A 23,924-nucleotide genomic window follows, 5' to 3' on the forward strand; every position below is an offset into this window, starting at 1 on the left:
AAACTTTTGTCGTAAAGGATAAAAGATTTCATTTTACCGCTGTTCAAAAAATCCCCATAGTCGCGCCCATAAACCACCTATTTTTTCTCCTATTTTTAGAGGGTACGACATTGGAAAACACTCTTGCTTCTGCGCCAAAAGCTCGCATTTCAGTCCCTGTGATTGCGCTTGCTCTGTATGCGGTTGCGTCTGGCTATTTAATGAGCTTAATTCCACTAATGCTTCCACACTACGGTTTGGAAAGTTCATTAGCGAGTTGGCTTGCCAGTGTGTTTTATGCCGGTCTTCTCGCAGGTGCGATGGTCTTTGAACCTATCGTAAACAAAGTCGGTCACCGTAAAGCCTTTATCTGGTGTTTGATTGCCTTTATCGCCACTATTGTGGTGCTACCTACGGCTGTTTACGCTTCTGCGTGGCTCGTTTCTCGCTTTGTTGCAGGTGTGGCAGTGGCTGGGGTTTTTGTTATCGTTGAGTCTTGGCTTCTACACGGTGATGAAAGTGCGCGCGCTAAACGCCTAGGCTTATACATGGGCTCACTTTATGGTGGTAGCTCACTAGGTCAACTTGGCATTGGCTTTTTAGGTATTACTGGTAGCATCCCATTTATTGCGATTCTAGCGCTACTAACGTTAGCAATCTTAGTATTGATGTTCGGTCGCACCGATCAACCTGAAGAAGGTCAAAGCAGTGCACTGTCACTAAAACAAATCAGCAAGCTTAACCATGCAGCGATCATCGGTTGTATTGTCTCAGGTTTAACCTTGGGTGCTATCTACGGTCTGATGCCTGTAGAACTGCATAACCGTGGCATTGCGAACGATAACCTAGGCAGCTTGATGGCACTTGTTATCCTTGGCGGTATGGCTGTACAACCGCTTGTACCTTGGTTTTCAAAATACCTTGGTCGTACCCTGTTGATGGCAATGTTCTGTCTACTAGGCGTAGCATCAATTAGCTTAGCGGCAATGAATGAAGGCATTCATGTTCTTGGTGTTAGCTTATTCATCTTAGGTATGGCGACATTTGCACTTTACCCTGTCGCAATCAACCTTGGCTGTGACAAGCTAGACCCAGCTTACATTGTCTCGGTAACGCAAGTAATGCTGTTTAGCTACAGCGTTGGCTCAGTGGCAGGTCCTGTATTGGCAGATAGCTTTATGATGGGCGAGCAAGGTTTGCTTGGTTACTTATTTGCAGCACTACTTGCAACATGCATCTACATGCTACTAGCAAGTATCAAAACCAAACGCCAAGCAATGGCTGGCGAATAAGCGCCAACAATCAATTCCAAAGGGAGCTCAGGCTCCCTTATTTTTTGTCCGTAGATGGCGGTTAGATAAATTAGCCGCTGGTTTGCTACTTGGCGCAGGGCGCTTTTCATGGCGAAGATGCCTTAGCGCTAACAGTGGATGTGGCAAGAGCATTCGGGGCCCTGAATAGCGCATTACCGCTTTCATTTGCGCTTTGGGCTCAGGCTTATAGCAATGGATCGGACAGCGATTGCATGTAGGTTTATTTTGACCATAAGGGCATCGGTCTAGCCGTACCTCGGCATAATCAAGCAGCTCACGGCACAAAGAGCAAAGCGTTCGCCCCTCTTCTCTTCTGTGATGGCGCTTACAATAGATTTCCATCATGTAGGCGACGGTTTGATATTCTTTCAACAGCTCTGCGGTTAAAAGCTCTGAGTGAGGCTTTGCCATGATTAATTACGCTGACTATCAATAATACTTTTATCATACCATCTTGTTGGCAAAGAGTGGTCATTTACCACACTTCCCAAAAAATCAGCCTTTGAGCTTTGCCACTATACTTGACGTATATAAGGAGAATTTGGTTTAGAAACATACTTAGGTACATATGTATGAAACGCCTTCTGACTCTCTGTCTTGTGCTCGCAACATTTTCGGTACAAGGCTATCCGGGCTATGGAAAACATTGGCCACACCGCAGCGTCATCTATTTCGCCCCCTCGCAAGATGAGCACGTCAATCAGTTTGAGCTGGAGACCTTGCTCAATGACTGTGCGCTGGATGCACGTGACGTCATTACCTTAGTGATCACGCAAGATGGCTACACGCAACCGGCGTGGGTTGAACAACAATTTGACTTAGGTATGCTGTTTAACCTCTATCGCGTCGATCCGACACAACACACCGCGATTTTGATTGGGAAAGATGGTGGAGAAAAGCTGCGCTGGGGAAAAACTACTGATTGGAATGAGGTCAAACAAACCATCGACAGCATGCCAATGCGACAAAAAGAAATGAAGAACAAGCAGGACCCGTGCTCAATTTAAACCGCCTTAAAAACGGATAACGAGTGATCCTGCTTGCTGGGTATTAACCCTATAACTGCGGAGCGATACTCGCAATAGCTTGTGATAACGCTGTATTTAGAGCAAGTACCAAGGATTGATAACCCGACTGTTTAAGCGCAACGCTTTGCGCAAACTGCTCACCTTTGATGATGACACCAGATTCATCAAGCAATAACCATTGCCCTGCCACTTCTGCATTACCAGAATAACTGCCATTGAACTTCTCAAGTTTGAGTAGAAGCTTGTGCGCTTGGTTAAGATTGAGCGTTGGATTTAGTTCCACCGGCCAAAACGCCTGTTGCTGACGACGTAACAAGGCAAGGGTTTGCTGCTCAACAATCTCATTAATATCCATTGCCCAAGCATGTTGCTTCGCCTGTACCACTTCTGTTGCTGACGTGCGATAAACAATACCATTCACGTCAAGATAAGGAGCAAGCTCAACTTCCACCATTAAAAGCGGAGCCTTAGGAGACGCAATTTGCTGCTGAGCCGGCTCCGGTAACAGATATTCTTGATAGCTCGTTGCTGCTTGATTGGAACAACCAGTCAGTGCCAAGATACCAATTAATAAAATATTTCTCATTGCTCTGCCCCTTTCACTGGCATTGGATCGGCTGGACTATCTTCGCCAAAAATCAACACATCTGGTTTTTGATCAATTTTCTTCAGCACTGGCTGCAATGCTTTCATGGTTTTCTCCATCTCAGCCAAACTGTTATCGAGGTTTTGATACACGCTAGAGGTAGAATTAAAGCTATCTAGCGTACGTTGCAGCTCTTGCAAGCTTTGCTTCAACTCTTGCGGAATGGACTGCGTATCGTCGCTCTCAACCATAGTGCGAATGCTGTCCATGGTTTTTTCAGCCGATGCTAAAGTCTTCTCAAGACCGGATAAAGAACGATTTAGCGATGAAACACTCTCATCAAGTGGTAGCTCACTTAAATTATTCAGTATTTCCATCATTTTGGTCTGCACTTCAGCCAATTCACTCTGCATTGATGGGAAGATGGTGTAGCCATCAACTTGCTGCGCGACAAAGTTGGCATCCGGGTCGACATAATCCAAATCAACATACAGCGCGCCTGTAAGCAAGCTGCCGGTATTTAATTTGGCACGTAACCCTTTGGCAAACTCTTGCTTGATAAGCTCAAGTAATTGCTCGTTGGTGATCGACTCACCATGGTCGAAGATGCGTCTTGGCTCTAGCTTGATTTGCACGCCCAATTTGGTTACTTCAAAACCGTCATCGAGCTTAGCTCGTTTCCAGGGCACCTTAGTTACGGTACCAATCTTCAAACCGCGAAATTCTACTGGTGCACCCACTTTCAGACCACGAAGCGAATCAGAAAACATAATCACAAACTTGAGTGACTGACGATAGATCCCTTCTTCAGCTTCGCTTTTGCTGTCATACAGCGGAAACTCACGATAGTCCTTCGCCACCACAATACCCGGGTTATCTTTTTCTAACGAGCCAAAACTCACCCCACCACCCAGTAGCGATTCTAGGGAGTCGACACGCACTTTAAAGCCTTCCGCGTTCAGTTCTAAATCCATACCCGAGTTAAGCCAAAACTGGCTGGCACTTCTGACCAACTGGTTAAATGGCTCGAAGATAAACAGCTGATATTGAGCAATACGTTTGTCAGCATCGATGGTGACTTTTTCAACGCGACCAGCAGTGAAACCTTGGTAAATAACGGGATCACCAACACTTAGTTGCCCAGCAAGTTCGTGATTTAATACCACACGTAAACCTTTCGCATTTGGCGGCGCAACAGGTGGGATATCAAGCACGTCAAAGCGCGTTTTGCGCTCGTCAGATTTGCCTGGCTGCAGTTGAATATAAGCGCCCGATAGTAAGGTTTCTAAGCCCGACACACCCTCTTTGCCGACGCGTGGCTCAACAATCCAAAATAAGCTGTCTTCGCGTAGCATGCGCTCGGCATCTTTATCCATTTGCGCCTTAACAATGATGTGCTCATAGTCTTTGCCGATTTTCACATCGGTAACGACGCCAACTTTTACGTTCAAGGCTTTGATTTTGGTTTTTCCAACCTCAATGCCTGACGCGTCGGACATGACTAAAGTGACGACAGGACCGGTGCTGTTAACGTACTGAAACAACATCCAAAGCCCAATCCCCAATGCGACCAGTGGCACCAACCACACCGCAGAAAGGCTCTTGCGCGAGCTGATATTCGCTTGAATATCATTTTTATCACTCATTTAAATTGCACTCCTCAAAGGTGCTAGCGTTGCTCCAGATACAACGAGAGTCGAACGATATAGCAGAAAGCATAGTAAGAATGACTACCGCAGCAAACGAGAGCGAAGCTGGTCCTGGGGTAATAGCCATTAAATTTTGTAGTTGCACTAACGCGACGAGGATCGCGACGACAAAAATATCAATCATCGACCAACGCCCGATAAATTCGGTCAAACGGTAGAGCTTTTGCCGCTTGATTGCTTGGGTAAGGACGTAGCTCTTAGGTCTATTGGCATTCCAGTAAATCCATGCCAAAGCGAACATTTTTGCCATAGGGATAAATACACTGGCGATAAAAATTACTAACGCAATCGGATACGATCCCAACTGCCAAAGCAAGACAACACCACCCATAATGGTTGATGGCGTTTCGTTACCTAAACTCGTGGTGTACATGATTGGGTATAGGTTGGCAGGGAAATAGAAAATGATGGCTGCCAGCAAGTAGGCCCAAGACTTTTGCAAACTCGCTACGCGATCAAACGGATGCAAGGCACTGCCACAACGTACACAGCTATTGTCATGCTCAGATTGCGGCAGATTAACCTGAAAGCACTGATGACAATCTAGGTGCTCACCTGAAATATGATCGCTCCCGACTTTGACACCGGGCTGAGAAATAGGTGGAATAAGTTGGTTCCAAATCCAGTATCTGTCTACCAGCGAGATAGCTTTTACCGCCAGCACCGTATAGGCGCAAAACGCCCAAAACGAGTAGCCCATACCAATATCCGCCATGGATGATATTTTGATCAGGCTCACCAGTACGCCAATAAGGAAAACATCTGCCATTAGCCACGGCTCAAATTTAAATAGCCACTTACATGTTGCGACCAACTTTGATGACGCCTTAATCTGCCGACCTTTAACATTCTGCTGCCATATCCGCAGATGCAAGTAAGTGACAAGTACTAAATATACTGCTGGCAGGGCAAGGACGGTAAGGAGCAATAACAACGCTAGAGCGCTTTGTTCAAAAGCATCCAGCATCGCCACTGTATTGATTAGGAAGATCTCTTGGGTGATCCCTTTGACGCTAAATGACATAAATGGGAACGACAAACTGATCGCAAGCATCACTAAGCAAGCAACAGAATAGGCAATCAACTTTTCACAAGGCTGATGGCTGACACTTGAAAGCGTATGAGAGCAACGTGGGCAATGGGCTGACTGCCCTTCCTGCATTTCAGGTAGACGACTTACCAATCCGCATTCTTCACAGGCGATCACATTTGTTGGCTGTAGCTGGTTTTTCGACACGATACGATTTCTCTTTTAACCGCCTCTAGAAGGTAATTTTAGTTCGATGGCGCACTTTTACCTTACATATGGCAATTGCGACGCGAATTTATCACTAAAATATTCAGTTAAGTCATGGTTTGGCAAAATAAAACCGCCAAATAGCTTCTAGAGTAAAAGTCGAGGAAAATTAAAACTATCGGAAAGAAAAGAGATGGAGGCGCCTCCCGGAGTCGAACCGAGGTCCACGGATTTGCAATCCGCTGCATAGCCACTCTGCCAAGGCGCCTTAAATGTACCAAATTGTATAGAAGCAACTTGGAGCGACACACGAGGTTCGAACTCGTGACCTCAACCTTGGCAAGGTTGCGCTCTACCAACTGAGCTAGTGTCGCATTTTGTTACTTTAGATGGTGTTTCGAGCCAGACTTGATGGTCCGACATTTCGGCCGGCACCGTCGAGTAGGATGTTAATCCACGCATCTAATTAAGATGGTGCCCCGGGCCGGACTTGAACCGGCACAGCGCGAACGCCGAGGGATTTTAAATCCCTTGTGTCTACCAATTCCACCACCAGGGCAACGCAATCATGCGATGGGAAACACCATCTGTTCTCAACAGGCTTTGCCCTGAGAACGAGGCGTACTTTACCCGAATAAATTTAAGCGTCAACAATATTTTCTTAAATATCAATCGTATGATTATTTTACACTCATTAAGAACATATTTTACCCCACCAAGACCAGTTAATAACCAACACAACTAAACTGACAACACATCAAATAATGATATAACACTCAAAATAAGCAGTAGTAATTCGGAATGAGCTGCTTATTTTTTCTGAACTTTTGAACCAAGCCATTAATTTGCTACACAAAATTAGGGCAAATTGATGCATATTACTCTGCTTTCATCACACTAATTGGTGAAATACCACCATCATTAACTATTTATACATAATTAGGTCATCATTTTGATTTATATCATATCGTCAAAAAGTAATCAGTTCGTATGATGCTCAGTGAATAACAAGAAAAACTAGTACTTCTAGATACATAATTTTTGGAATGGATATGAATAAAAACAGCACCACCGGTTTACCGAAAGATGCTCAGTTAAATAAAGAGTACAGCCATTCGGTCAACCTTATCTCAACAACAGACCCTTCAAGTTACGTCACCTATGCTAACCACGATTTCTGTGAAATCGCTGGGTATCGTGAAGAAGAACTGATTGGTAAACCTCATAATGTCGTTCGTCACCAAGACATGCCAAAAGCTGCATTTGAACAAATGTGGAGCTACCTGAAAGCAGGTAAAAGCTGGATGGGCTTGGTAAAAAACCAATGTACTGACGAACAACATTATTGGGTTTCGGCATTTGTTACACCTATTAAAGATGCTGAAGGCAATATTATTGAATTCCAATCTGTTCGTTCGAAACCAGAACAAGAGCAAATTAATCGCGCTTCGTCGCTGTACCAAAAGCTGCGTGAAGGAAAAAAACCGAGCACGGCAAGATTTGATTTTCATAAACTGTCTGTCGCTATCAGTGGGCTAATCTTACTCGCTGCGTTTACGCTTTCAGTACTGCAACCGCACTGGATCGCTTTCTGTCTGCTGGGTCTCTCAACAGCGCTACTTTGCACATGTGGCTATCAAATGAAACGCTTTGCGTCACTGCAAACTATCGCAAGGCAAGCGTATGATAACCCTCTGATGGAAAAGCCTTATACCAACTACTTTGACAACTATTCGCAAATTGAGCTGGCTCTGATGATGCGTAAAGCGGAGCTACGCGCGATCACAGGTCGTGCCACAGAGACTTCAGGACATATCTTGATCTCTGCCGAAGATGAGTTTGGTACCATTCAATCGATGGGACAGAGCCTAAATCAACAATGCTCCGAAACCGAACAAGTGGCAACGGCGGTTGAAGAACTCACCCAGTCCATTGCTGAAGTTTCTAACGCGGCATCGGCAGCTTCAATGATGGCAGAAGAAGCCAATGAGCACTCAAGCAACGGCTTAGCATCAATTGAAGCAACAATTAACGAAGTCGATTTGCTGGTACAAGAACTGACACAATCGCAAAGCATCATCAATCGCCTTGCGCAAGATACGCAGAAAATTGATGGCATTCTTGATGTGATCACCGCAATTTCTGAGCAAACAAACCTGCTGGCACTGAATGCGGCGATTGAAGCGGCTCGCGCAGGCGAAGCGGGACGTGGATTTGCCGTCGTTGCCGATGAAGTACGTAACCTCGCGTCTAAAACGGGGTCATCTGCCAATGAAATTCACGCCATGATCCGCCAGTTACAAGAAACGGCTGGCACTGCTGTGAGTGCCATGGATAAAGGGCTCGACCTCTCTGAGCGTTGTAAAACTCGCGCCGATGAAACCGGAGGAATGCTACGAAATATTTCCAACCAACTCGACAGCGTTAATGACAGTAGTCACCAGATCGCGGCAGCAGTGGAGCAACAAGCCTCTGTGACACAAGAGATCAACAGAAACATCGTCAACATTAAACAGCTAGCGGACGAAACTTCAATGACCTCACACAGCTCGATCGAGCGTACACGTCAATTGGTTGAGAGTATAGAAGCGCTGCAACGTCTGATGGAACAATTCCAAGGAAAAGAAGCGCGCTAAATTATCCGCATCACACAGATAAAACAGCACCGAGTAGCGCAACGCGAGCTCGGTGCTTTTTTTTACCCACCTTTTTTACTACCACGATTTCCAATCAATAAGTGAATTTTTATATTCCACAAGAAAACTGTGGACGACAGTAATTGTCTATCGTAAGGTATTGAAAAATTTAAACATAGAAATTAGAACAAGGGACGTTCAATGAAACTACAACTACCAGACAACTACCAGCCCCTACTTGAACTACGCGATACCGAAGTCGCGATTAAAAAGCTCAAAGACTACTTTGAAACTGCGCTTGCTTACGAGCTTTACCTAACTCGCGTGTCTGCTCCCCTTTTTGTCAAACCTGAGACGGGTCTTAACGACAACTTAAACGGTACAGAGCGCCCAGTAAGCTTTGATTTGCTCGACGACAATGGCGCACATGTTGAAGTGGTTCACTCACTTGCTAAATGGAAGCGTATGGCTTTAGGTCGTTACGGTTTTTTGGAAGATGAGGGCTTATACACGGACATGAACGCGATTCGCCGTGATGAAGAACTTGATAATATCCACTCCATTTACGTAGACCAATGGGACTGGGAAAAAGTCCTTAACAAGTCGATGCGTAACGAGGAATATCTTAAAGCGACGGTAGAAAAGATCTATAACGCGTTTCTAAAAACGGAAAACTACATCTACCAAGAGTACCCAGTACTGAAAAAACGTCTGCCTGAGCAAGTGACTTTTATCACTTCGCAAGAGCTTCTGGACAAGTACCCAGATCTCGATGGTAAAGAGCGTGAGAATGCGATTTGTAAGGAACACGGAGCGGTGTTTATTCGTAATATCGGTCACACGCTATCCAACGGTGAGAAGCACGACGGTCGTGCACCTGACTACGATGACTGGAATTTAAACGGTGACCTTCTGTTCTGGAACCCAGTATTAGATAGCGCATTGGAGCTTTCCTCTATGGGCATCCGCGTTAGTGAAGATAGCCTAAAAGAGCAGTTGGCCATTGCAGGCTGCGAAGATCGCGCTGAACTGCCATTCCACAGCCAAGTGCTGGAAGGCTCACTACCCTACACCATCGGTGGTGGTATCGGTCAATCTCGTATCTGTATGTTCTTCTTACAGAAAGCACATATTGGCGAAGTTCAGTCTTCGATTTGGCCTGACGCGATGATCGAAGAATGTGAAGCAAACAAGATCAAACTGCTGTAATTTAGCCACTCTTCGCATGCTCAGTAACTAATGACAATAAGCCCCATTTAATGGGGCTTATTGCTTTTAGCAGGAAACAGACCAAACTACTTGATTTCGACCAGCATGTTTAGCTTGATACAGGTTCGAATCTGCTTCAAGAAAGATTCTTTCGTTCGCTAAGATCTGTTCTGGCAATGCCGCACGACTCACACCGATCGATGTTGTGACTGCAAGCTCACCTTTAGAGGTGATAAACGGCGTATTACAGACCACTTTACAAGCTCGCTCTATTCGCTCTTTAGTGTGTTCATCAGCTTGAACAAGCCATAAAAACTCTTCCCCACCCCAGCGAACAAACAGTTCTTGCTCTTTTAGACACGACTTTACTAACAGCGCAAATTGCCTCAATACCTCATCCCCGGCTAAGTGACCGTAGCTATCGTTAATGGATTTAAAATGATCGATATCGAACACAGCAAGATGATAGTCTTTTTCTTGCTTAATTCGCTCCGGATTGCTCAACTGAAGATAATAAAAATTTCGATTATGTAATCCCGTCAGCTGATCAAAGTAAGAACTATTCTCCAGAATCAGGTTCTCTCGTTTAACTAAATACGTTCTGATTTGCATGCAAATCAGAACGAACACGGCTAAAGAACCAAGCCATTTAGCACACGTTAAATACATACTCTGACGATTAAGCATCTCACGACTCTGTTGAGCTTGTTTACTCAACGTATCCCTTTGAATCGTCAAATCGACACTTTCTTGAGCATGAGTTAAATCATGTAACTTATCTAGTAATTGACTTTTTTCTGTTCGATACACTTCTTTCGCCAGAGCGTATGCAGATACAAAATCACCACTTAAATCAAAAATGTTCGCTTTAAATTTCAGAGCCTTAAGTGTTGCCTGTGCATTGTTGACCTTTTGAAACTGCTCGAGACTCACATCAATAAATCTTAGGGATTCCGAGTAGTTTTCGTTCGCCATTTCAAGTTGTGCTAATTTAAAATAACACCGTCCTTGACTGTAGCTAAATCCCGCTCTCTGACTTAAGGAGATGCAATCATTAATCAGTGATTTTGCTAAATCATAATCACCGTTTAATAAGGCAATATTAGCACTACTACGAATGTCAAGCGTACGATAACGGTCAGTCTGCATCCCTAAACGGAAATATTTTTTAGCTTGCATGTGCGCTTCAGTTGCTCGCTCTACTTGTAGTAAATAGCCGTACAAAACCGATTCATTATACCAATAAATTTGCTGAGTACTGATACCCGGTTCTGGTAATCGGCTATGTAACTCTCTGGCTCGTTTAATGTGCTGTAACGCCTCTTCCCACTGCCCCATAAAAGAGTACATTTTGTGCAGGTTATAATGACTTTTGCTTTGAGATAACAAATCACCGTGCTTTTTAGATAAATGTATACTTCTGACTAAGTATTTTTGGGCTTGAAGCAATTCATTTTCAGATAAAGCCATCCTACCAAGCCAATTCAATAACCTTGGAGTGAGGAACATATAATTATCTTTCTCTACTTCTTTCAGCGAATCTTCAAGCAACATATAACCGACTGTTCGTTGCCCTGTATGCCAAGAATGAAGAGCAAATTCGCTTTCAAGTAACGGTGCCATCCAATTAATCAAGGTGATGGAGCTAGGGATGGTTTTGATCGCATCCAAGAGCCATTTTTCATCAAATGTCAGATTAAGATTATATAAAATCACGTAGAGATAAGCATAATCTAACGAGGAAAATACCTTTTCTTTATGTAATAACGCTTTTATGTGTTGGGCAGTTAGCAATGGCTCTGTGTGGGATTTTTCAAGTAGATCACGCCACTGGTAGCTGGGCATTACATCGCTCTCATCAAGCCACTGTTTCCAATTATGTGCTGATAGAATCGTAGGTTTCTGACCGTCAAATTCTGGTATGGATAACCATTGCTTTGCTAAATTAGGCTGAAAGCTAACAAAACAGATTGCACACAAAATAAAGAATAAAAATACAAATTTTAAGGTTCGCATTTTTCACGAAGCCATACCAAAAAAGGGACGTGATAATACAACGGTTATCATCTACTGGCAAACAATTGATAAACTTGTAACATATCAGAAGCTTAATTTGGATTAATATTAAGAACGGAAGTATGAAAGAGAATTATATCCAAGAATGGAGGCGCCTCCCGGAGTCGAACCGAGGTCCACGGATTTGCAATCCGCTGCATAGCCACTCTGCCAAGGCGCCTTTATAGAACCAAATTGTACAGAAGCAATTTGGAGCGACACATCGGGTTCGAACCGATGACCTCAACCTTGGCAAGGTTGCGCTCTACCAACTGAGCTAGTGTCGCATTTAGTGTTACAGACGTAACGAGTTAGATGGTGCCCCGGGCCGGACTTGAACCGGCACAGCGCGAACGCCGAGGGATTTTAAATCCCTTGTGTCTACCAATTCCACCACCAGGGCACACAAATCTAAATTTGCGATGCCGTTACTGAAGAAGTAAAACACCATCTAGATACCGATTAAGATTAATCGTCATCTTAAATTTGGAGCGACACACGAGGTTCGAACTCGTGACCTCAACCTTGGCAAGGTTGCGCTCTACCAACTGAGCTAGTGTCGCATTCTTTCTAAAGAAAGATGGAGGCGCCTCCCGGAGTCGAACCGAGGTCCACGGATTTGCAATCCGCTGCATAGCCACTCTGCCAAGGCGCCATTTTGAAACGCTTAAGTTACCCACCGCTGCGTTCGATGCACACTTTACGGATTCTCAGACTGGAGTCAAACAAATTTCTCAAATCTTAGTTTGTTTGCTGATTATTAACGCAGATGGGTGGCGATTTGATCTAATTGCTTAAATTTTCTCTAGCTTGCTTCGCGCGCCTTTAATACTTAATCAAACCCTAACGCCACTCGCTCAAGCTTTTTTAAACCTCTAACAACCAACTCATAAGAACGTTCGCACAGATCTTCAACAAGTCCATCTTCTACATCACCAGGGTAATAGACCGTAATCCAGTGACGCTTATTGGTATGGTAACCTGGGGTAATATCGTTAAACTGCGAAGTGAGTACCTCACCATCCTCCGGTTTTGCTTTTAACGTGACATATTCACGCCCTTCCCGGCGAGCAAGGATTGCAAACATTTTGCCCCTCACTTTATAGACCAATGCGTCAGGTCCAAATGGATAGTCTGCCTCAGCGCCGTTAAACTTATCGAGAAATTGTGCCAGTTGTTGGTTGTTCATATGAATTCCTAATCAAACTATGTAAGCCAATTATTAAATACGCCAACATAGATTAATACTTTGCTTCATCTAGTGGTGTTCACCATGCCAGACCGCTGGTGTTCGCGCCAATAAGCTACGATAGGCTAGTAATTGATATTTTAACGCGTCAAACAATCCTGCACACTTATTCAATCCGTTTACGAGGTTGAATTGTGAGTAGACACCCTGTTCGGGCAGACCGCTTGGAGCGTTAATCATGGATAATAACTTTCGCGCCCTGAAGCTGCGCGAGGCACAGCGGAAAGAAACAAAACTGCTGGAACTTAAATCCTTGGATAGAAAATAGCGTTCAGAGAAGCTTGGCAACAGCGTAAATGACTTACCACTTGCGCATAAGTCGACCCACAAGGTTAGGATGATACGCCCAGCTATGGTCAAACATGCCTAGCAGTTCTGGATTACCGTATTTTGATAAAGAAATGGCATGAAAGCGATTGGAGCACTGCTTCAATTCACGAACTTGCTGCTGTAACTCATCAAGCGGTGCCGGCGCAATAAAATCGGAGATGACCACCATATCGGCATTGCGATAACGATCGGTTTTCATCAACTCAATAGTTTGTGAAAGTACGGGCTCCAAATCAGTGCCGCCATGGAAACTATAGCTTAGGAAGTCACTGGCTTCGCGTAGACCGTCTTGTTTGGTAAGCTCGTAGGTAATGACTTGAGAGGAAAACAACATGACATAACAGTCACGGTCTTCAGCAAGTGCCATTTGCATCAGAGCATACGCCATCGCTTTAGCACATTGCTCAGGAAAGCCACTCATTGACCCTGACGCATCAATACAAACCACAAACGGTCCTTTCTCAATTTCCGCTTTACTGTGATCCGTTTTTTGCGCTCTGATTTTACGCAACGTACGGGACTTACCCTGCGTTTTGTAGTTCATTAGACGCTTATCAACCAGATGCTTGTAAAAAACCACTTCAAGTTCTGGATACGCTAAGAACATCGTCTCGTTAGGTAATAGCTTATTGAGGTCATCACCTTCATGGACACCAACAATATCATCTGTGGCTTCATCTGAAGTCTCTTCAATAACTCTAAGCTCTTCATTCGGCGAACGGTTAAGTTCCGGATCATTCACTTCGCTTGCCATGCGACCTAGTTGCTCAGCAATCTCTTGTAGTGTTTGGTTCTTTTTCAAAAATTCAGCGTGGCGCTTCATTACCGTTAAGTCAGTCTTGGTCAGTTTGGCCGAGGCCATATCCCATAAACGTCCTACGCTGTTTTCATCCCCTTCCTGCGTCACTTTTTCCATGTTTTTCATGGTTTCCATGCGCTGGTAAAGATCTTTCAACACCTTTTCTTTATTCGCTTTCAGCTCTGTCAGCTGCGCTTGACGGATCGCATCCGATAAGCTTTTGTACCACTGATCGCAAAAGTAATGTGGGAACATGGGGTTGTGAACCGCTTTGTTTTTCTCAAGTAAACGACGCGCCTCCAAATAAAAGGCACTATGCCACTCAAGCTTTTTCACCACTTCGGGCGCTTTTTGGAAAAATGTCGCTTCGTCCCAATGGATGACTTCTTGATAGAGCGCCAACTCCTGCTGGAATCGTTCTGTTTCACACACTTTAGTGATGCGTTTTTTAACGCTGCCGCGCCATTTGACCAAGTGATTTTTCACCGAGGTTTTCATACCGCGATTCTCTGCCATTACCATCACTTGTGTACGAGCCATCAAATCATTGACTGCACTGTCAATCATGCCCGAATCAGCAATCATTAAAGCAAGGTTTAGTCCGTCAGCGCCTAGCATTCGTTGCCCCTATGAGAAGAATTGGTCAAGATTCTTGAAACGAAACACCATGCGTTCACATTCACTTTTGGTGTTTTCTAACTGCTGTTGAAGGGTCTGCAAACTCGATTCCATCGCGATTGGCAACTCTGGGTTAATAAAGCCATGAGGCAAAGCGCCGTGGAAGTTCGATTTCACTTTTCGCAGGTGATATTCAGCGTCCTCTAACTGCTTAAACGCTTGCTCAGCCTTAGATAGCCACTCTTGATACAGGCCAGAGTCTAAGCCTTGCTTAGTTACAACCGTGACCAACACTGCGCGATTGGCAATATCTTTGATCACTAAGTTGTCTGAGCCATCCAATTCAAAGCGTAAGCGGCACATATTGGTGTTTTGATTAACATAGCCATAGACATCGCCGCTGCCGTCTTTAACGACGCGTTCTAGCTCATTACGCGGTACATACACCCATCGGCTATCGCCTTTTTCTTGCTCAGATACCGACATATTGCTTTGTAATAGCACTAGCTTGACCAAATCACTGGCATTGCCGACACGGTATGATTTTACTGACGACAGATCGTAATGATGGACGCTCTTTTTAATGATGCCAGTTGTCATTTCCATCGACAATTGCATGGCAAATTTGTCTTCAAGCGCTTCTTGCACATCGTTTAACTCTTCACGACAAAACGCGATTTGTTGCTCAACCTCTTGCTGATCGAAAGCGTATTTGAGGGCGAACTCTTTGATCACTTGCCAAACGATGTCTCGCGATTCAGCACTGTTCCATAAACAGTCTTGCAGCAAAAGAAGGTCAAGTGGGTTGATAGCATCACGCCCATTGAAGTACGCACTGGCTTTAAGCAACTTAACGGACTTTTTCCAACGGCGATCCGACACATACATGTCAGATTGCGCAAATTCAACGCCCGCTTGTTCCGCTTTTTGTTCTAGTAGTGATTTAAACTGGTAGAGCTTTTCAAACACATCATCAGTGAGCTTTAACTGTTCAAGCTCTTGCTGCCAAAGGTGATATTCTTGATCTGTGATTGCCAGACCGGGCGGGATTTGCGCTTCTTGATTCGTACCCACCGTAAGCATGGATTTGAAATTTTGTTTATCTTGAATTCTGTTAACGAAGATTCGCACCAACATGCGATCATAAAGCGCTTCTAATCCGCTGTCTTCATCCGGTAATTCATTCGATGCTGACACCAATAAACGCATTGGAACGCGTTCGATATCGCTGCCATTCTTAAAGGTTTTCTCATTCACGACGGTAAGCAGCGTGTTGAGAATTGCCGGGCCTGCTTTCCATATTTCGTCAAGAAAAACGACCTGCGCAGTAGGTAGGTAACCTTGGGTTAAACGAACATATCGCCCGTTATCCTTAAGCTCTTGTATGCTAAGCGGTCCAAACACCTCTTCAGGAGTAGAAAAGCGAGTCATCAGGTATTCAAAGTAAGAAGAGTTGTCAAACGCTTGAATAAGACGTTTTGCGATAAGGCTTTTTGCAATACCTGGGGGACCCAATAGGAAAACACTCTCTCCGGCAAGTGCGGCAAGGAGGCACATTTTTATTGTGTCTTCCCGTTCATACACGCCATCTGACAATGCTTGAGCCAGTTTATTTATTCGCTCTGATAACAAAGCTTTATTGGAATAATTCACTTGGGAAAGTACCGTCAACTGATCGCTCCTCTAACTAAACTGACAACTTCAAGATTAAGTTAATCAATTGTTACTATTTTGTTATATGCGAATTTGAACTCAAGAGCAAATCTTTATAGCAGATAGATTTTTATCAGTACGATTTGAAATCTTTGTTTACGTAATGTGATAGTCATCAAGGTTCATTGTTTCACTTTATGCGCAAGTATTTTTCCCATGCTTTCAATCGCTTCAAATAACGAGTAATGTAAAGACCATTTCCGAACCCCAACCTATGGCAGCATTACCCCAGTGACAGATAAGAAAGTGATCCACACGTGGAAACGCATTTCTCTCGTAGAAGAAGACGTCGAATTACCTAATGGGCAATCAATTAGACACACCACAATCGCCCACCCTGGTGCTGCAGTTATCCTGCCAATTGATGAGCAAGGTCGACTCGTTTTTATCAATCAATTCCGTCCCTCGTTGCGTAAATGGTTACTCGAACTACCCGCAGGAACGTTAGAAAGCGATGAACCGATTGAGGTTTGCGCAGCTCGAGAACTAGAAGAAGAAACTGGGTTTAGCGCCAAGGAAATTATTCCTCTTGGGCAAGTGACCCCTTTGGCGGGATTTTGCGATGAGATCCAGTACTTATTTGTTGCACGCTCATTAAGTAAAACCTGCCGCTATCAATGCGATGATGATGAAGTGATAGAAGTGCTACACATATCTCTTGCTGAAGTTGAGCAAATGATCATTAATGGCAGCATCAGTGATGCCAAAAGCATTGCATGTTTAAGCAAAGCTAAGCTGTGTGGTTATATCTAAATATAACTTCGGCTTTGGAAATGAATAGGAATAATAATGGATTTTCGTTCTGATACTGTCACTAAACCGACTCCAGCCATGCGCGAAGCGATGGCGCAAGCACTTGTTGGTGACGATGTTTATGGGGATGACCCAACCGTTAATGATCTTGAACAATGGGCAGCAAACCGACATGGTTTTGAAGCCGCCCTGTTTACTACCTCTGGCACACAGGCAAACTTACTCGGTCTAATGGCACATTGTGAGCGTGGCGATGAGTATCTATGCGGTCAACAGGCGCATAACTATCGCTATGAAGCAGGTGGCGCTGCGGTACTTGGTTCTATTCAACCTCAACCAATTGAAAACAATCCTGACGGTACGCTGCCTTTCGATAAGTTGCAGGCGGCGATAAAGCCAAATGACAGCCATTTCGCCCGCACTCGCCTGCTAAGTTTAGAAAACACCATCAATGGTAAAGTGCTACCGATGGATTACCTTGCCAAGGCGCGTGAGTTTGTTGATAACAATGGTCTAGCGATGCACCTCGACGGTGCTCGTGTTTACAACGCAGCAATCGCGCTTGATGTGGATGTCAAAGAAATCGCTCAGTACTTTGATTCTATGACGGTATGCCTTTCTAAAGGCTTAGCGGCGCCAATTGGCTCTCTACTACTTGGCAGTAAAGAATACATCGCAAAAGCACGCCGATTGAGAAAAATGGTCGGTGGAGGTATGCGCCAAGCGGGCATTCTTGCGGCAGCGGGTAAACTGGCACTGACTGAACAAGTTGAGCAGTTAAAACAAGACCACATCAATGCTAAGCGCTTGGCTGAAGGCTTAAACCAGATCCCAGGTTTTGCTGTGAATGCGGAGTTTATTCATACCAATATCGTGTTTGCCAAACTAGATGAATGCATCGACTCTCAGTTACTTGCCACCAAGTTGGCAGACGATGGCATTACAGTCACACCCGGCAATCCAATGCGATTTGTTACTCACAAAGACATCTCCGGGCAAGATATTGAGACTTGCTTGGAAAAAATCGCTAGTTACGTTTAAACAGTGAGCATTTAAGCAAATCAACTATTGAGCTTCCCCCTACGGGAAGCTTTATTATTTGTAGCACACATAATTTTCTCACTCACAGTCACCACCTTATGTATATACTCGCTTTTATTGCTCTTTTAGCTATTGCTCCGCTCGCCTACGCACAACCTTTTGGTGATGCGAAATTAGGGAAAGTGAAATCCCCGAGCTGTGTGTTTTGTCATGGTGCGAAAGGCATTGCCAACAATCCAAGCTACCCAAATCTAAATGGACAAAACGCCCAATATCTATATCAATCGATGCTCGATTACCAACAGGGAAAGCGCACCTCATCAATGGCCCAAATGATGGCAGCCCAGTTACGTCAACTTAATGAGCAAGACTTAAAAGACATCGCTGCATTCTACGCAGAGCAAAAATAGCGGTTGAACTTTGTCTACAAGGCTTATTTAAACGCGATAAGCCTTGTCTCCCTGAGCAAATTATTCCTCCTATCTAACTCATTCTATTGGTTGGATTTTATTCAAACGACATCTCATTCAGTTTTTTCGAAAGTAATAATAGAGAAAAAGACAAGTTTGTTTACTCCACCCTTCACAGCACATCACATAAATTGCAGTTAAATCATCAACATCCAAATTATTGTGATTTAGTTCAATTTTTTTGTTTGTTTTACCTACAACTTCAATATAGACTGCGCGCCCTTTTGACTTATTTATATAACAAATGAAAAACATTTCTCCCGTCTTTAGATGGTCATTTCTCCTACCAAAATATTGGGGGACGCTGCTATTAGTCGCATTAATGTATGCACTAAGCTTGCTGCCTTTTAAGTTGCAGTTGGCATTAGGTAAGCGTATTGGTCGTCTTGTTCTTGGGCGGATAAAGAAACGTACCAACACCATTCGTCGCAACCTCGATCTTTGCTTCCCTGACTTAAGCGCAGAAAAGAAAGAACAGCTCGTGACTGAAAATATCGAAAATACAGGGATAGCACTATTTGAAACCGCAATGGCTTGGTTCTGGCCAGATTCGCGCGTTAACAAACATGTGACGATTGTTGGTATGGAACAGCTTGAAGAGTTGGAGAAACAAGGAAAAGGCGCTCTGATGCTGGCGGTTCACTCAATGAACCTAGAGCTAGGTGCTCGCGCGTTTGGCATCAAAAAATCTGGCATGGGCGTTTACCGTCCAAATAGCAACCCATGCTTTGACTATTTTCAGTATCATGGTCGCTCTCGCTCAAACCGCACTTTGATCGATCGCCGTGACGTAAAACAGATGATTCACTCATTAAGTACTGGTGAACGCGTCTGGTACGCACCAGATCATGACTATGGTCGTCGCCGCTCGACATTCGCGCCTTTGTTCGCAGTCGAGAATGCCTGCACAACAACAGGCACAAGCTTATTAGCCAACGCATCAGATTGTGCGATTGTGCCGTTTACCATGGTTCGAGACAGCAATGATCATTATATTTTGACCATTCACCCAAGTCTTGATGCCTATCCAAAAGAGTGTGAACATTTGGCAGCGGTGTACACCAACCAAGCGATTGAGCGCTCCATTATGGCGGCGCCTAGCCAATATATGTGGCTGCATCGCCGCTTTAAAACTCGCCCAAAGGGCGAAGCGTGCTTATACAGCGTATAAGCTAGGATAAATTGATAAAAAAGGTCAAGCATGCTTGACCTTTTTTATTAAATTCAATTACTTGAACTATGTGCGATAAAGGACCTTTACCACGTGCCAACCAAATTTAGTCTTCACTAGGTGAGGAACCAAGGTCTCTCCAGAGAAGCAAACTTTGTCAAATTGTGGCACCATTTGTCCGCGACGAAATTCGCCAAGATCACCACCACGTTTGCCCGACGGACAAGTTGAGTATTTCTTCGCAAGAGTTTGAAACTTTGCGCCTTTCTTAAGCTGTTTGATAATGTCTTCAGCTTGTTCTTTGTGCTTTACTAAAATATGCAAAGCTGCCGCTGTGTTTGCCATAATTGTCTTAAATTACTCGTATCTCAATGAGCTAGATTGTAACTAAGATTTTTGAGATCTTCATCAAACCTTTTCATCATTATTGCAACAGAACCTCTCTCATTCATCAATCTCTGATCTGTTTCAACGAAAAATCAACTATTTGTCCTAACATAGTATGGTCAGTATCAAAAATGGGAATTGCAATGGCAGTAAAAAGCAAGGCGAATCAGTCACAAGGAATGTTGATGTTCACCTTAACGGCAAACAAACAAATGTTCGCGATTGGAACACTAAAAGTTCGTGAAATTGTCCCCTATTTGCCCACTACGCAGATCCCATATTCACATCATCATGTTATTGGTACTGTCACTATTCGCGAGCTCAATGTGCCAGTCATAGACATGCCCGCGGCAATTGGCTTTCGTCCAATTCAGCCCGAAGAGTATGCTTCATGTTTTCTGATCGTCACTGATTGCCTGCGTACCGTCGTGGCTTTTATGGTAAGAAGCATTGAAAAAATCATTGATTGTGATTGGCGTAATATCGAACCTTCACCTTCGACGGCAGGAAACAACGTCTTTGTCACAGGTATTACACGCTACGAAGAACAAATCGTACAAATGCTCGATGTTGAGCTATTGCTCTCAAAGATTTACCCACTTTCAGATTCGGAACGCATTCCGATTTTGACCGATGTGCAACGAGAGCGACTCAAAGAGCTCAATATCTTGTTGGTGGATGATTCAACCATCGCACGCCGCCAACTTTCCAATGCATTAGATAGCATCAATATTCCTTACCAAATTTGTACTCATGGCGCAGAGGCACTTGCTTGTATGCGCGAATCGGTGGCTAAGGGTAAAGCGATCGATTTACTGGTAAGTGACATCGAAATGCCAGGGCTTGATGGCTACGAATTGGCGTTTGAAACTCAGAGCGATCCTGAACTTCGTCATGCCTACATTATTTTACACACCTCGCTATCTAGTGAGATATGTGTCAATCGCGCTAATCAGGTAGGCGCGCATGAAGCATTAGAGAAATTTAATGCCGGGGATCTCATCAAGGCAATGCTGCGCGGTGCGGATCAGATCGCTAAAGACCGAGAAGCAGTTACTGACTAGCTTGTCGTTATAAGTGAATGTATTAGACGGTTAAATCACAATTCTCGGCACGATGAGTGATGGACTCTGTACCTCATAGAGCCGATTGTTTACTGTCTAGTCATTAGCAGTTTTGATACTTGAGATAGTGATTTTATGCAGCCATGCTACGTCTTAGCGATAAGCAGTTGCATCTTTATTGATTGAAACCAGACCATGACAGAAGACGTATTTAAAAAGTCGACGGCTAACCTAAAAAAAGCAGTCCCTTTAATGATGAAAAACCATGTCGCGGCAACGCCTGCCAACTATGCGCTGTGGTACACCTATGTTGACAACGCAATCCCGAAGCTCAACCATGAATTGGAAAGCGTGATTGAGAGCTTTGGTATCTGCCCTCCAGCAGCGGGAGAGCAGTTGTATCACAAGCATGTCGCATCACAAAATGAAACCAAACTCAGTGACTTACGCGCCAATATCGAGATTCTTGTTGGTGAAGTAGCGAGTTCGATGACTGACACTATCAGTGATACATCGCAGTTCTCTGAGATGATAGATAAGAGCTTTAAGAATCTTGAGCGCGTAGAAGACGAAAGCATGTCGCTTGATGAAGTCATGGCGGTCATTCGTCAATTGGTGGCGGAATCACGTGATATTCGCCACTCCACAAGTTTTCTGTCCAACCAACTCTCTACCGCTAGTAGTGAAATTAGTCGCCTTAAAAACCAGCTTGCCGATGTTCAGCGTGAAGCACTATTTGATAGTTTGTCAGGTTTGTACAACCGCCGTTCATTTGACAACGATATCCAAACACTTTGCCAAAGCGGGCAGAACTTCTGTTTGATCCTTGCTGATATCGACCATTTCAAAACTTACAACGACAATTATGGTCACCTATTTGGTGATTCAGTGATCCGCGGCTTAGCAAGAAGACTGCAAAGCAGTTGCCGAGATGGTATTACCGCTTATCGCTTTGGCGGCGAAGAGTTTGCTTTGGTGGTACCAAATCGAAGTTTACGCGTCGCGCGGCAGTTTGCCGAAAGTTTGCGCAGAGCAATCGAAAAGCTGTCCATCAAAGATCGCCGTAGCGGCAAGCAGGTTGGCAACATCACCGCTTCTTTTGGCGTTGCCGAACGAGAAGAGAGCGAAGCAGCGGAGTCAATCATTGAACGTACCGACCAATTACTTTACGAAGCCAAGCAGCTAGGTCGCAACCGCGTTATGCCAATTTAAGCAACATAGAAAAAACTCGTCTATTCTTTAGCCGTAAGCCATTGACGGAGAAAACAATGAAGAATAGTCGAGTTGCAACACCACTTCGCTTGCTCATCACCGCAGGCATTATCAGCACCCTAGCCGCCTGTGCTGGTGATGATTCCCCCTATAAGAAAACTGAATATCAAATGGCTTCAAATCCTGCAGCTGTCTACTGTGTTCAACAAGATGGCAAACTGGAAACTGTCACCGAGCAATCACAGAGAATGACCTATTGCGTGCTGCCAGATGGCTCGCGTGTCGAGCAGTGGGAATATTACCGTCAAAACCATCAACAGAACGAAGGCTACTCCAAGTAACCACTCTTACATTTCGCTGTTTGCCAAAGCTAGCATAACCGCTCAAAGCACTTCGCGGTTATGCTCTGCATCTGGATCGAATTGGCGATTAAGAGTAAGCAACAAGTGATTAAACTCAACTAACATTTCTTTGTTACGCTCTAAAGATACCTCTGGGCTTGTCTGCTCAACTAACGCAGTTAATCGTCGAAGAGCTACTTGGCTATTATACATGCAATCAAGCTGACGTAGTTGACTCAAGGCAGTTAACGCTAGTTGATACGGCGGTTTTCTCACGCTTGCAAGTGGACGCTGAAATACCCCGGCCACAACCCCTTCTAAATAAACGCGATATGTGGTCAGCTTGTCTATTAATAAAAATGCCTTGCCTTGCTCGGTTTGATATGGGTATTGAGCTATCGTGTGCTGTGCCATTACAAGTGGTAGATCAATGCTGATGCCACGCTGCTGAGCGTGGCGAATAAAACGCCCAACCAAGCCTTGCTCTGGCATCAGCTTTTCAATCTCAATAATCCGCTCAATGTGATAATCACTCGACACTAAGCGAATACAAATCGGCGATATTTTCGAACCTAAATGCTCCTCAAATAACTGCTCAGCAAGTAACTGGTCAGCGAGCAGGTCCGCAGCAAAAATCAGATTTTGAACACTGTTGGTTGACTGGTTTTCTAGCATGATTCGCTGCGGCGATAGGTATTGGGCAAAATTAGGGGCAAGCTGAGTAAAGTGCTCAAACAAAGCCTCAGCTTCTGTGCGAGCGTGCTCTTCAGGACCTCCGCCACAAAACATAATCGCCACTTGCTTGTGCGTTAGCCTAGGCAGCACTTCGACCAGCGCACTCACACGTGATCGCCCTTCCTCGGTTAACTCATCATTTACCAACCGTTTACCTAATACGATCAAGACTTCAGTCACATTCTCTATTGTTGACTCACTCAATAACTGCCTTGTCACTGCCTAATTCTTCCTTCACTAGCTATAGTTTAAGTGCCGATAGTTTTGTTTATAACCATAGGATACCGTG

The 23,924-nt window shown here is 44.4% G+C and carries 21 protein-coding genes and 8 tRNA genes; 11 read left to right on the plus strand and 18 right to left on the minus strand.

All coding sequences use genetic code 11. The annotated features are described in order from the left end of the window. The first annotated feature begins 110 nt into the window (after window positions 1-110). A complete protein-coding gene (locus tag DPF93_RS15205) occupies window positions 111-1,271 on the plus strand; it encodes an MFS transporter (RefSeq protein ID WP_114766980.1) in 1,161 nt (386 codons plus the stop codon). 27 nt (window positions 1,272-1,298) lie between these two features. On the opposite strand, the gene DPF93_RS15210 is transcribed toward DPF93_RS15205, so the two are convergent. Further along, complete coding sequence (locus tag DPF93_RS15210; RefSeq protein WP_114766981.1) at window positions 1,299-1,703, minus strand: nitrous oxide-stimulated promoter family protein; 405 nt, start codon at window positions 1,701-1,703, stop codon at window positions 1,299-1,301. Between the two features lie 161 nt (window positions 1,704-1,864). Here DPF93_RS15210 and DPF93_RS15215 point away from each other — a divergent pair, with 161 nt between their 5' ends. Further along, window positions 1,865-2,299 (plus strand): DUF4174 domain-containing protein, encoded by a 435-nt coding sequence (locus DPF93_RS15215; protein WP_114766982.1) that lies wholly within the window; start codon window positions 1,865-1,867, stop codon window positions 2,297-2,299. 49 nt (window positions 2,300-2,348) lie between these two features. Here the strand turns inward: DPF93_RS15215 and DPF93_RS15220 are convergent, their stop codons facing one another. The 6 genes from DPF93_RS15220 to DPF93_RS15245 form a co-directional block, all read right to left on the minus strand. Next, window positions 2,349-2,906 carry a PqiC family protein gene (locus DPF93_RS15220; RefSeq protein WP_114766983.1) on the minus strand — a complete coding sequence of 186 codons (558 nt, stop codon included), beginning with the start codon at window positions 2,904-2,906 and terminating at the stop codon, window positions 2,349-2,351. Then, complete coding sequence (gene pqiB, locus DPF93_RS15225; RefSeq protein ID WP_114766984.1) at window positions 2,903-4,552, minus strand: intermembrane transport protein PqiB; 1,650 nt, start codon at window positions 4,550-4,552, stop codon at window positions 2,903-2,905. Before pqiB ends, DPF93_RS15220 begins: the two co-directional genes overlap by 4 nt. Further along, entirely contained in the window at window positions 4,545-5,852 is a 1,308-nt protein-coding gene (locus tag DPF93_RS15230) for a paraquat-inducible protein A (RefSeq protein WP_114766985.1), read from the minus strand. Before DPF93_RS15230 ends, pqiB begins: the two co-directional genes overlap by 8 nt. A 194-nt stretch (window positions 5,853-6,046) precedes the next feature. Continuing rightward, window positions 6,047-6,120, minus strand: a tRNA-Cys gene (locus DPF93_RS15235). Window positions 6,121-6,150: 30 nt separating this feature from the next. Beyond that, window positions 6,151-6,226: transfer RNA gene (locus DPF93_RS15240), tRNA-Gly, on the minus strand. 98 nt (window positions 6,227-6,324) lie between these two features. Continuing rightward, window positions 6,325-6,411, minus strand: a tRNA-Leu gene (locus tag DPF93_RS15245). 493 nt (window positions 6,412-6,904) lie between these two features. Between DPF93_RS15245 and DPF93_RS15250 the strand changes: the two genes are divergently transcribed. Continuing rightward, the gene (locus DPF93_RS15250) at window positions 6,905-8,488 is read left to right on the plus strand and encodes a methyl-accepting chemotaxis protein (RefSeq protein ID WP_114766986.1); all 1,584 of its coding nucleotides are present in this window, start codon (window positions 6,905-6,907) and stop codon (window positions 8,486-8,488) included. A 201-nt stretch (window positions 8,489-8,689) separates the two neighbouring features. Continuing rightward, complete coding sequence (gene asnA / locus DPF93_RS15255; RefSeq protein ID WP_114766987.1) at window positions 8,690-9,697, plus strand: aspartate--ammonia ligase; 1,008 nt, start codon at window positions 8,690-8,692, stop codon at window positions 9,695-9,697. Window positions 9,698-9,763: 66 nt separating this feature from the next. On the opposite strand, the gene DPF93_RS15260 is transcribed toward asnA, so the two are convergent. From DPF93_RS15260 to DPF93_RS15300, 9 genes are all read right to left on the minus strand, one after another. Beyond that, window positions 9,764-11,713, minus strand: a complete 1,950-nt coding sequence (locus tag DPF93_RS15260) for a tetratricopeptide repeat-containing diguanylate cyclase (protein ID WP_114766988.1) — start codon at window positions 11,711-11,713, stop codon at window positions 9,764-9,766. 146 nt (window positions 11,714-11,859) lie between these two features. Next, window positions 11,860-11,933 (minus strand) — tRNA-Cys (locus DPF93_RS15265). Window positions 11,934-11,963: 30 nt separating this feature from the next. Next, window positions 11,964-12,039, minus strand: a tRNA-Gly gene (locus DPF93_RS15270). A 29-nt stretch (window positions 12,040-12,068) separates the two neighbouring features. Continuing rightward, window positions 12,069-12,155: transfer RNA gene (locus DPF93_RS15275), tRNA-Leu, on the minus strand. Between the two features lie 84 nt (window positions 12,156-12,239). After that, window positions 12,240-12,315: transfer RNA gene (locus tag DPF93_RS15280), tRNA-Gly, on the minus strand. 18 nt (window positions 12,316-12,333) lie between these two features. Then, window positions 12,334-12,407, minus strand: a tRNA-Cys gene (locus DPF93_RS15285). A 177-nt stretch (window positions 12,408-12,584) separates the two neighbouring features. Then, window positions 12,585-12,941: an MmcQ/YjbR family DNA-binding protein gene (locus DPF93_RS15290; RefSeq protein ID WP_114766989.1), complete on the minus strand. Its 357-nt coding sequence runs from the start codon at window positions 12,939-12,941 to the stop codon at window positions 12,585-12,587. A 361-nt stretch (window positions 12,942-13,302) separates the two neighbouring features. Next, entirely contained in the window at window positions 13,303-14,748 is a 1,446-nt protein-coding gene (gene viaA / locus DPF93_RS15295; RefSeq protein WP_114766990.1) for an ATPase RavA stimulator ViaA, read from the minus strand. Window positions 14,749-14,757: 9 nt separating this feature from the next. Beyond that, window positions 14,758-16,419 carry an ATPase RavA domain-containing protein gene (locus DPF93_RS15300; RefSeq protein ID WP_114766991.1) on the minus strand — a complete coding sequence of 554 codons (1,662 nt, stop codon included), beginning with the start codon at window positions 16,417-16,419 and terminating at the stop codon, window positions 14,758-14,760. A 273-nt stretch (window positions 16,420-16,692) separates the two neighbouring features. Between DPF93_RS15300 and DPF93_RS15305 the strand changes: the two genes are divergently transcribed. The 4 genes from DPF93_RS15305 to lpxL all read left to right on the plus strand — a co-directional run bounded on the left by DPF93_RS15305 (window position 16,693) and on the right by lpxL (window position 19,896). After that, complete coding sequence (locus DPF93_RS15305) at window positions 16,693-17,214, plus strand: NUDIX hydrolase (RefSeq protein WP_425275311.1); 522 nt, start codon at window positions 16,693-16,695, stop codon at window positions 17,212-17,214. Between the two features lie 36 nt (window positions 17,215-17,250). Further along, a complete protein-coding gene (gene ltaE, locus DPF93_RS15310) occupies window positions 17,251-18,255 on the plus strand; it encodes a low-specificity L-threonine aldolase (RefSeq protein WP_114766993.1) in 1,005 nt (334 codons plus the stop codon). Window positions 18,256-18,353: 98 nt separating this feature from the next. Continuing rightward, window positions 18,354-18,665 carry a c-type cytochrome gene (locus DPF93_RS15315; RefSeq protein ID WP_114766994.1) on the plus strand — a complete coding sequence of 104 codons (312 nt, stop codon included), beginning with the start codon at window positions 18,354-18,356 and terminating at the stop codon, window positions 18,663-18,665. A 304-nt stretch (window positions 18,666-18,969) separates the two neighbouring features. Then, window positions 18,970-19,896 (plus strand): LpxL/LpxP family Kdo(2)-lipid IV(A) lauroyl/palmitoleoyl acyltransferase, encoded by a 927-nt coding sequence (gene lpxL / locus DPF93_RS15325; protein WP_114766996.1) that lies wholly within the window; start codon window positions 18,970-18,972, stop codon window positions 19,894-19,896. 66 nt (window positions 19,897-19,962) lie between these two features. Here the strand turns inward: lpxL and ppiC are convergent, their stop codons facing one another. After that, complete coding sequence (ppiC, locus tag DPF93_RS15330; RefSeq protein ID WP_038177557.1) at window positions 19,963-20,241, minus strand: peptidylprolyl isomerase PpiC; 279 nt, start codon at window positions 20,239-20,241, stop codon at window positions 19,963-19,965. Between the two features lie 185 nt (window positions 20,242-20,426). Here ppiC and DPF93_RS15335 point away from each other — a divergent pair, with 185 nt between their 5' ends. The 3 genes from DPF93_RS15335 (at window position 20,427) to DPF93_RS15345 (ending at window position 22,900) form a co-directional block, all read left to right on the plus strand. Further along, a complete protein-coding gene (locus tag DPF93_RS15335; RefSeq protein WP_114766997.1) occupies window positions 20,427-21,347 on the plus strand; it encodes a chemotaxis protein in 921 nt (306 codons plus the stop codon). 195 nt (window positions 21,348-21,542) lie between these two features. Then, window positions 21,543-22,559, plus strand: a complete 1,017-nt coding sequence (locus DPF93_RS15340; protein ID WP_114766998.1) for a GGDEF domain-containing protein — start codon at window positions 21,543-21,545, stop codon at window positions 22,557-22,559. Between the two features lie 56 nt (window positions 22,560-22,615). After that, window positions 22,616-22,900: a putative hemolysin gene (locus DPF93_RS15345; protein ID WP_114766999.1), complete on the plus strand. Its 285-nt coding sequence runs from the start codon at window positions 22,616-22,618 to the stop codon at window positions 22,898-22,900. Window positions 22,901-22,942: 42 nt separating this feature from the next. Here DPF93_RS15345 and DPF93_RS15350 read toward each other — a convergent pair whose 3' ends face one another. Continuing rightward, window positions 22,943-23,854, minus strand: coding sequence for a YdcF family protein (locus DPF93_RS15350; protein ID WP_114767000.1), 912 nt, complete (start codon window positions 23,852-23,854; stop codon window positions 22,943-22,945). Between the last annotated feature and the right edge of the window lie 70 nt (window positions 23,855-23,924).

The organism is Vibrio rhodolitus (genome assembly GCF_003350325.1).
GTDB lineage: Bacteria > Pseudomonadota > Gammaproteobacteria > Enterobacterales > Vibrionaceae > Vibrio > Vibrio rhodolitus.

Excerpts from the sequence above, each read along its gene's own strand:
- DPF93_RS15250 (WP_114766986.1), top strand. The coding sequence starts at position 6,905 with ATGAATAAAAACAGCACCACCGGTTTACCGAAAGATGCTCAGTTAAAT.
- ltaE (WP_114766993.1), top strand. The coding sequence starts at position 17,251 with ATGGATTTTCGTTCTGATACTGTCACTAAACCGACTCCAGCCATGCGC.
- DPF93_RS15340 (WP_114766998.1), top strand. The coding sequence starts at position 21,543 with ATGACAGAAGACGTATTTAAAAAGTCGACGGCTAACCTAAAAAAAGCA.
- DPF93_RS15345 (WP_114766999.1), top strand. The coding sequence starts at position 22,616 with ATGAAGAATAGTCGAGTTGCAACACCACTTCGCTTGCTCATCACCGCA.
- DPF93_RS15290 (WP_114766989.1), bottom strand. The coding sequence starts at position 12,941 with ATGAACAACCAACAACTGGCACAATTTCTCGATAAGTTTAACGGCGCT.
- ppiC (WP_038177557.1), bottom strand. The coding sequence starts at position 20,241 with ATGGCAAACACAGCGGCAGCTTTGCATATTTTAGTAAAGCACAAAGAA.
- DPF93_RS15210 (WP_114766981.1), bottom strand. The coding sequence starts at position 1,703 with ATGGCAAAGCCTCACTCAGAGCTTTTAACCGCAGAGCTGTTGAAAGAA.
- DPF93_RS15260 (WP_114766988.1), bottom strand. The coding sequence starts at position 11,713 with ATGCGAACCTTAAAATTTGTATTTTTATTCTTTATTTTGTGTGCAATC.
- DPF93_RS15215 (WP_114766982.1), top strand. The coding sequence starts at position 1,865 with ATGAAACGCCTTCTGACTCTCTGTCTTGTGCTCGCAACATTTTCGGTA.
- DPF93_RS15220 (WP_114766983.1), bottom strand. The coding sequence starts at position 2,906 with ATGAGAAATATTTTATTAATTGGTATCTTGGCACTGACTGGTTGTTCC.
- pqiB (WP_114766984.1), bottom strand. The coding sequence starts at position 4,552 with ATGAGTGATAAAAATGATATTCAAGCGAATATCAGCTCGCGCAAGAGC.
- viaA (WP_114766990.1), bottom strand. The coding sequence starts at position 14,748 with ATGCTAGGCGCTGACGGACTAAACCTTGCTTTAATGATTGCTGATTCG.
- DPF93_RS15315 (WP_114766994.1), top strand. The coding sequence starts at position 18,354 with ATGTATATACTCGCTTTTATTGCTCTTTTAGCTATTGCTCCGCTCGCC.
- lpxL (WP_114766996.1), top strand. The coding sequence starts at position 18,970 with ATGAAAAACATTTCTCCCGTCTTTAGATGGTCATTTCTCCTACCAAAA.
- DPF93_RS15335 (WP_114766997.1), top strand. The coding sequence starts at position 20,427 with ATGGCAGTAAAAAGCAAGGCGAATCAGTCACAAGGAATGTTGATGTTC.
- asnA (WP_114766987.1), top strand. The coding sequence starts at position 8,690 with ATGAAACTACAACTACCAGACAACTACCAGCCCCTACTTGAACTACGC.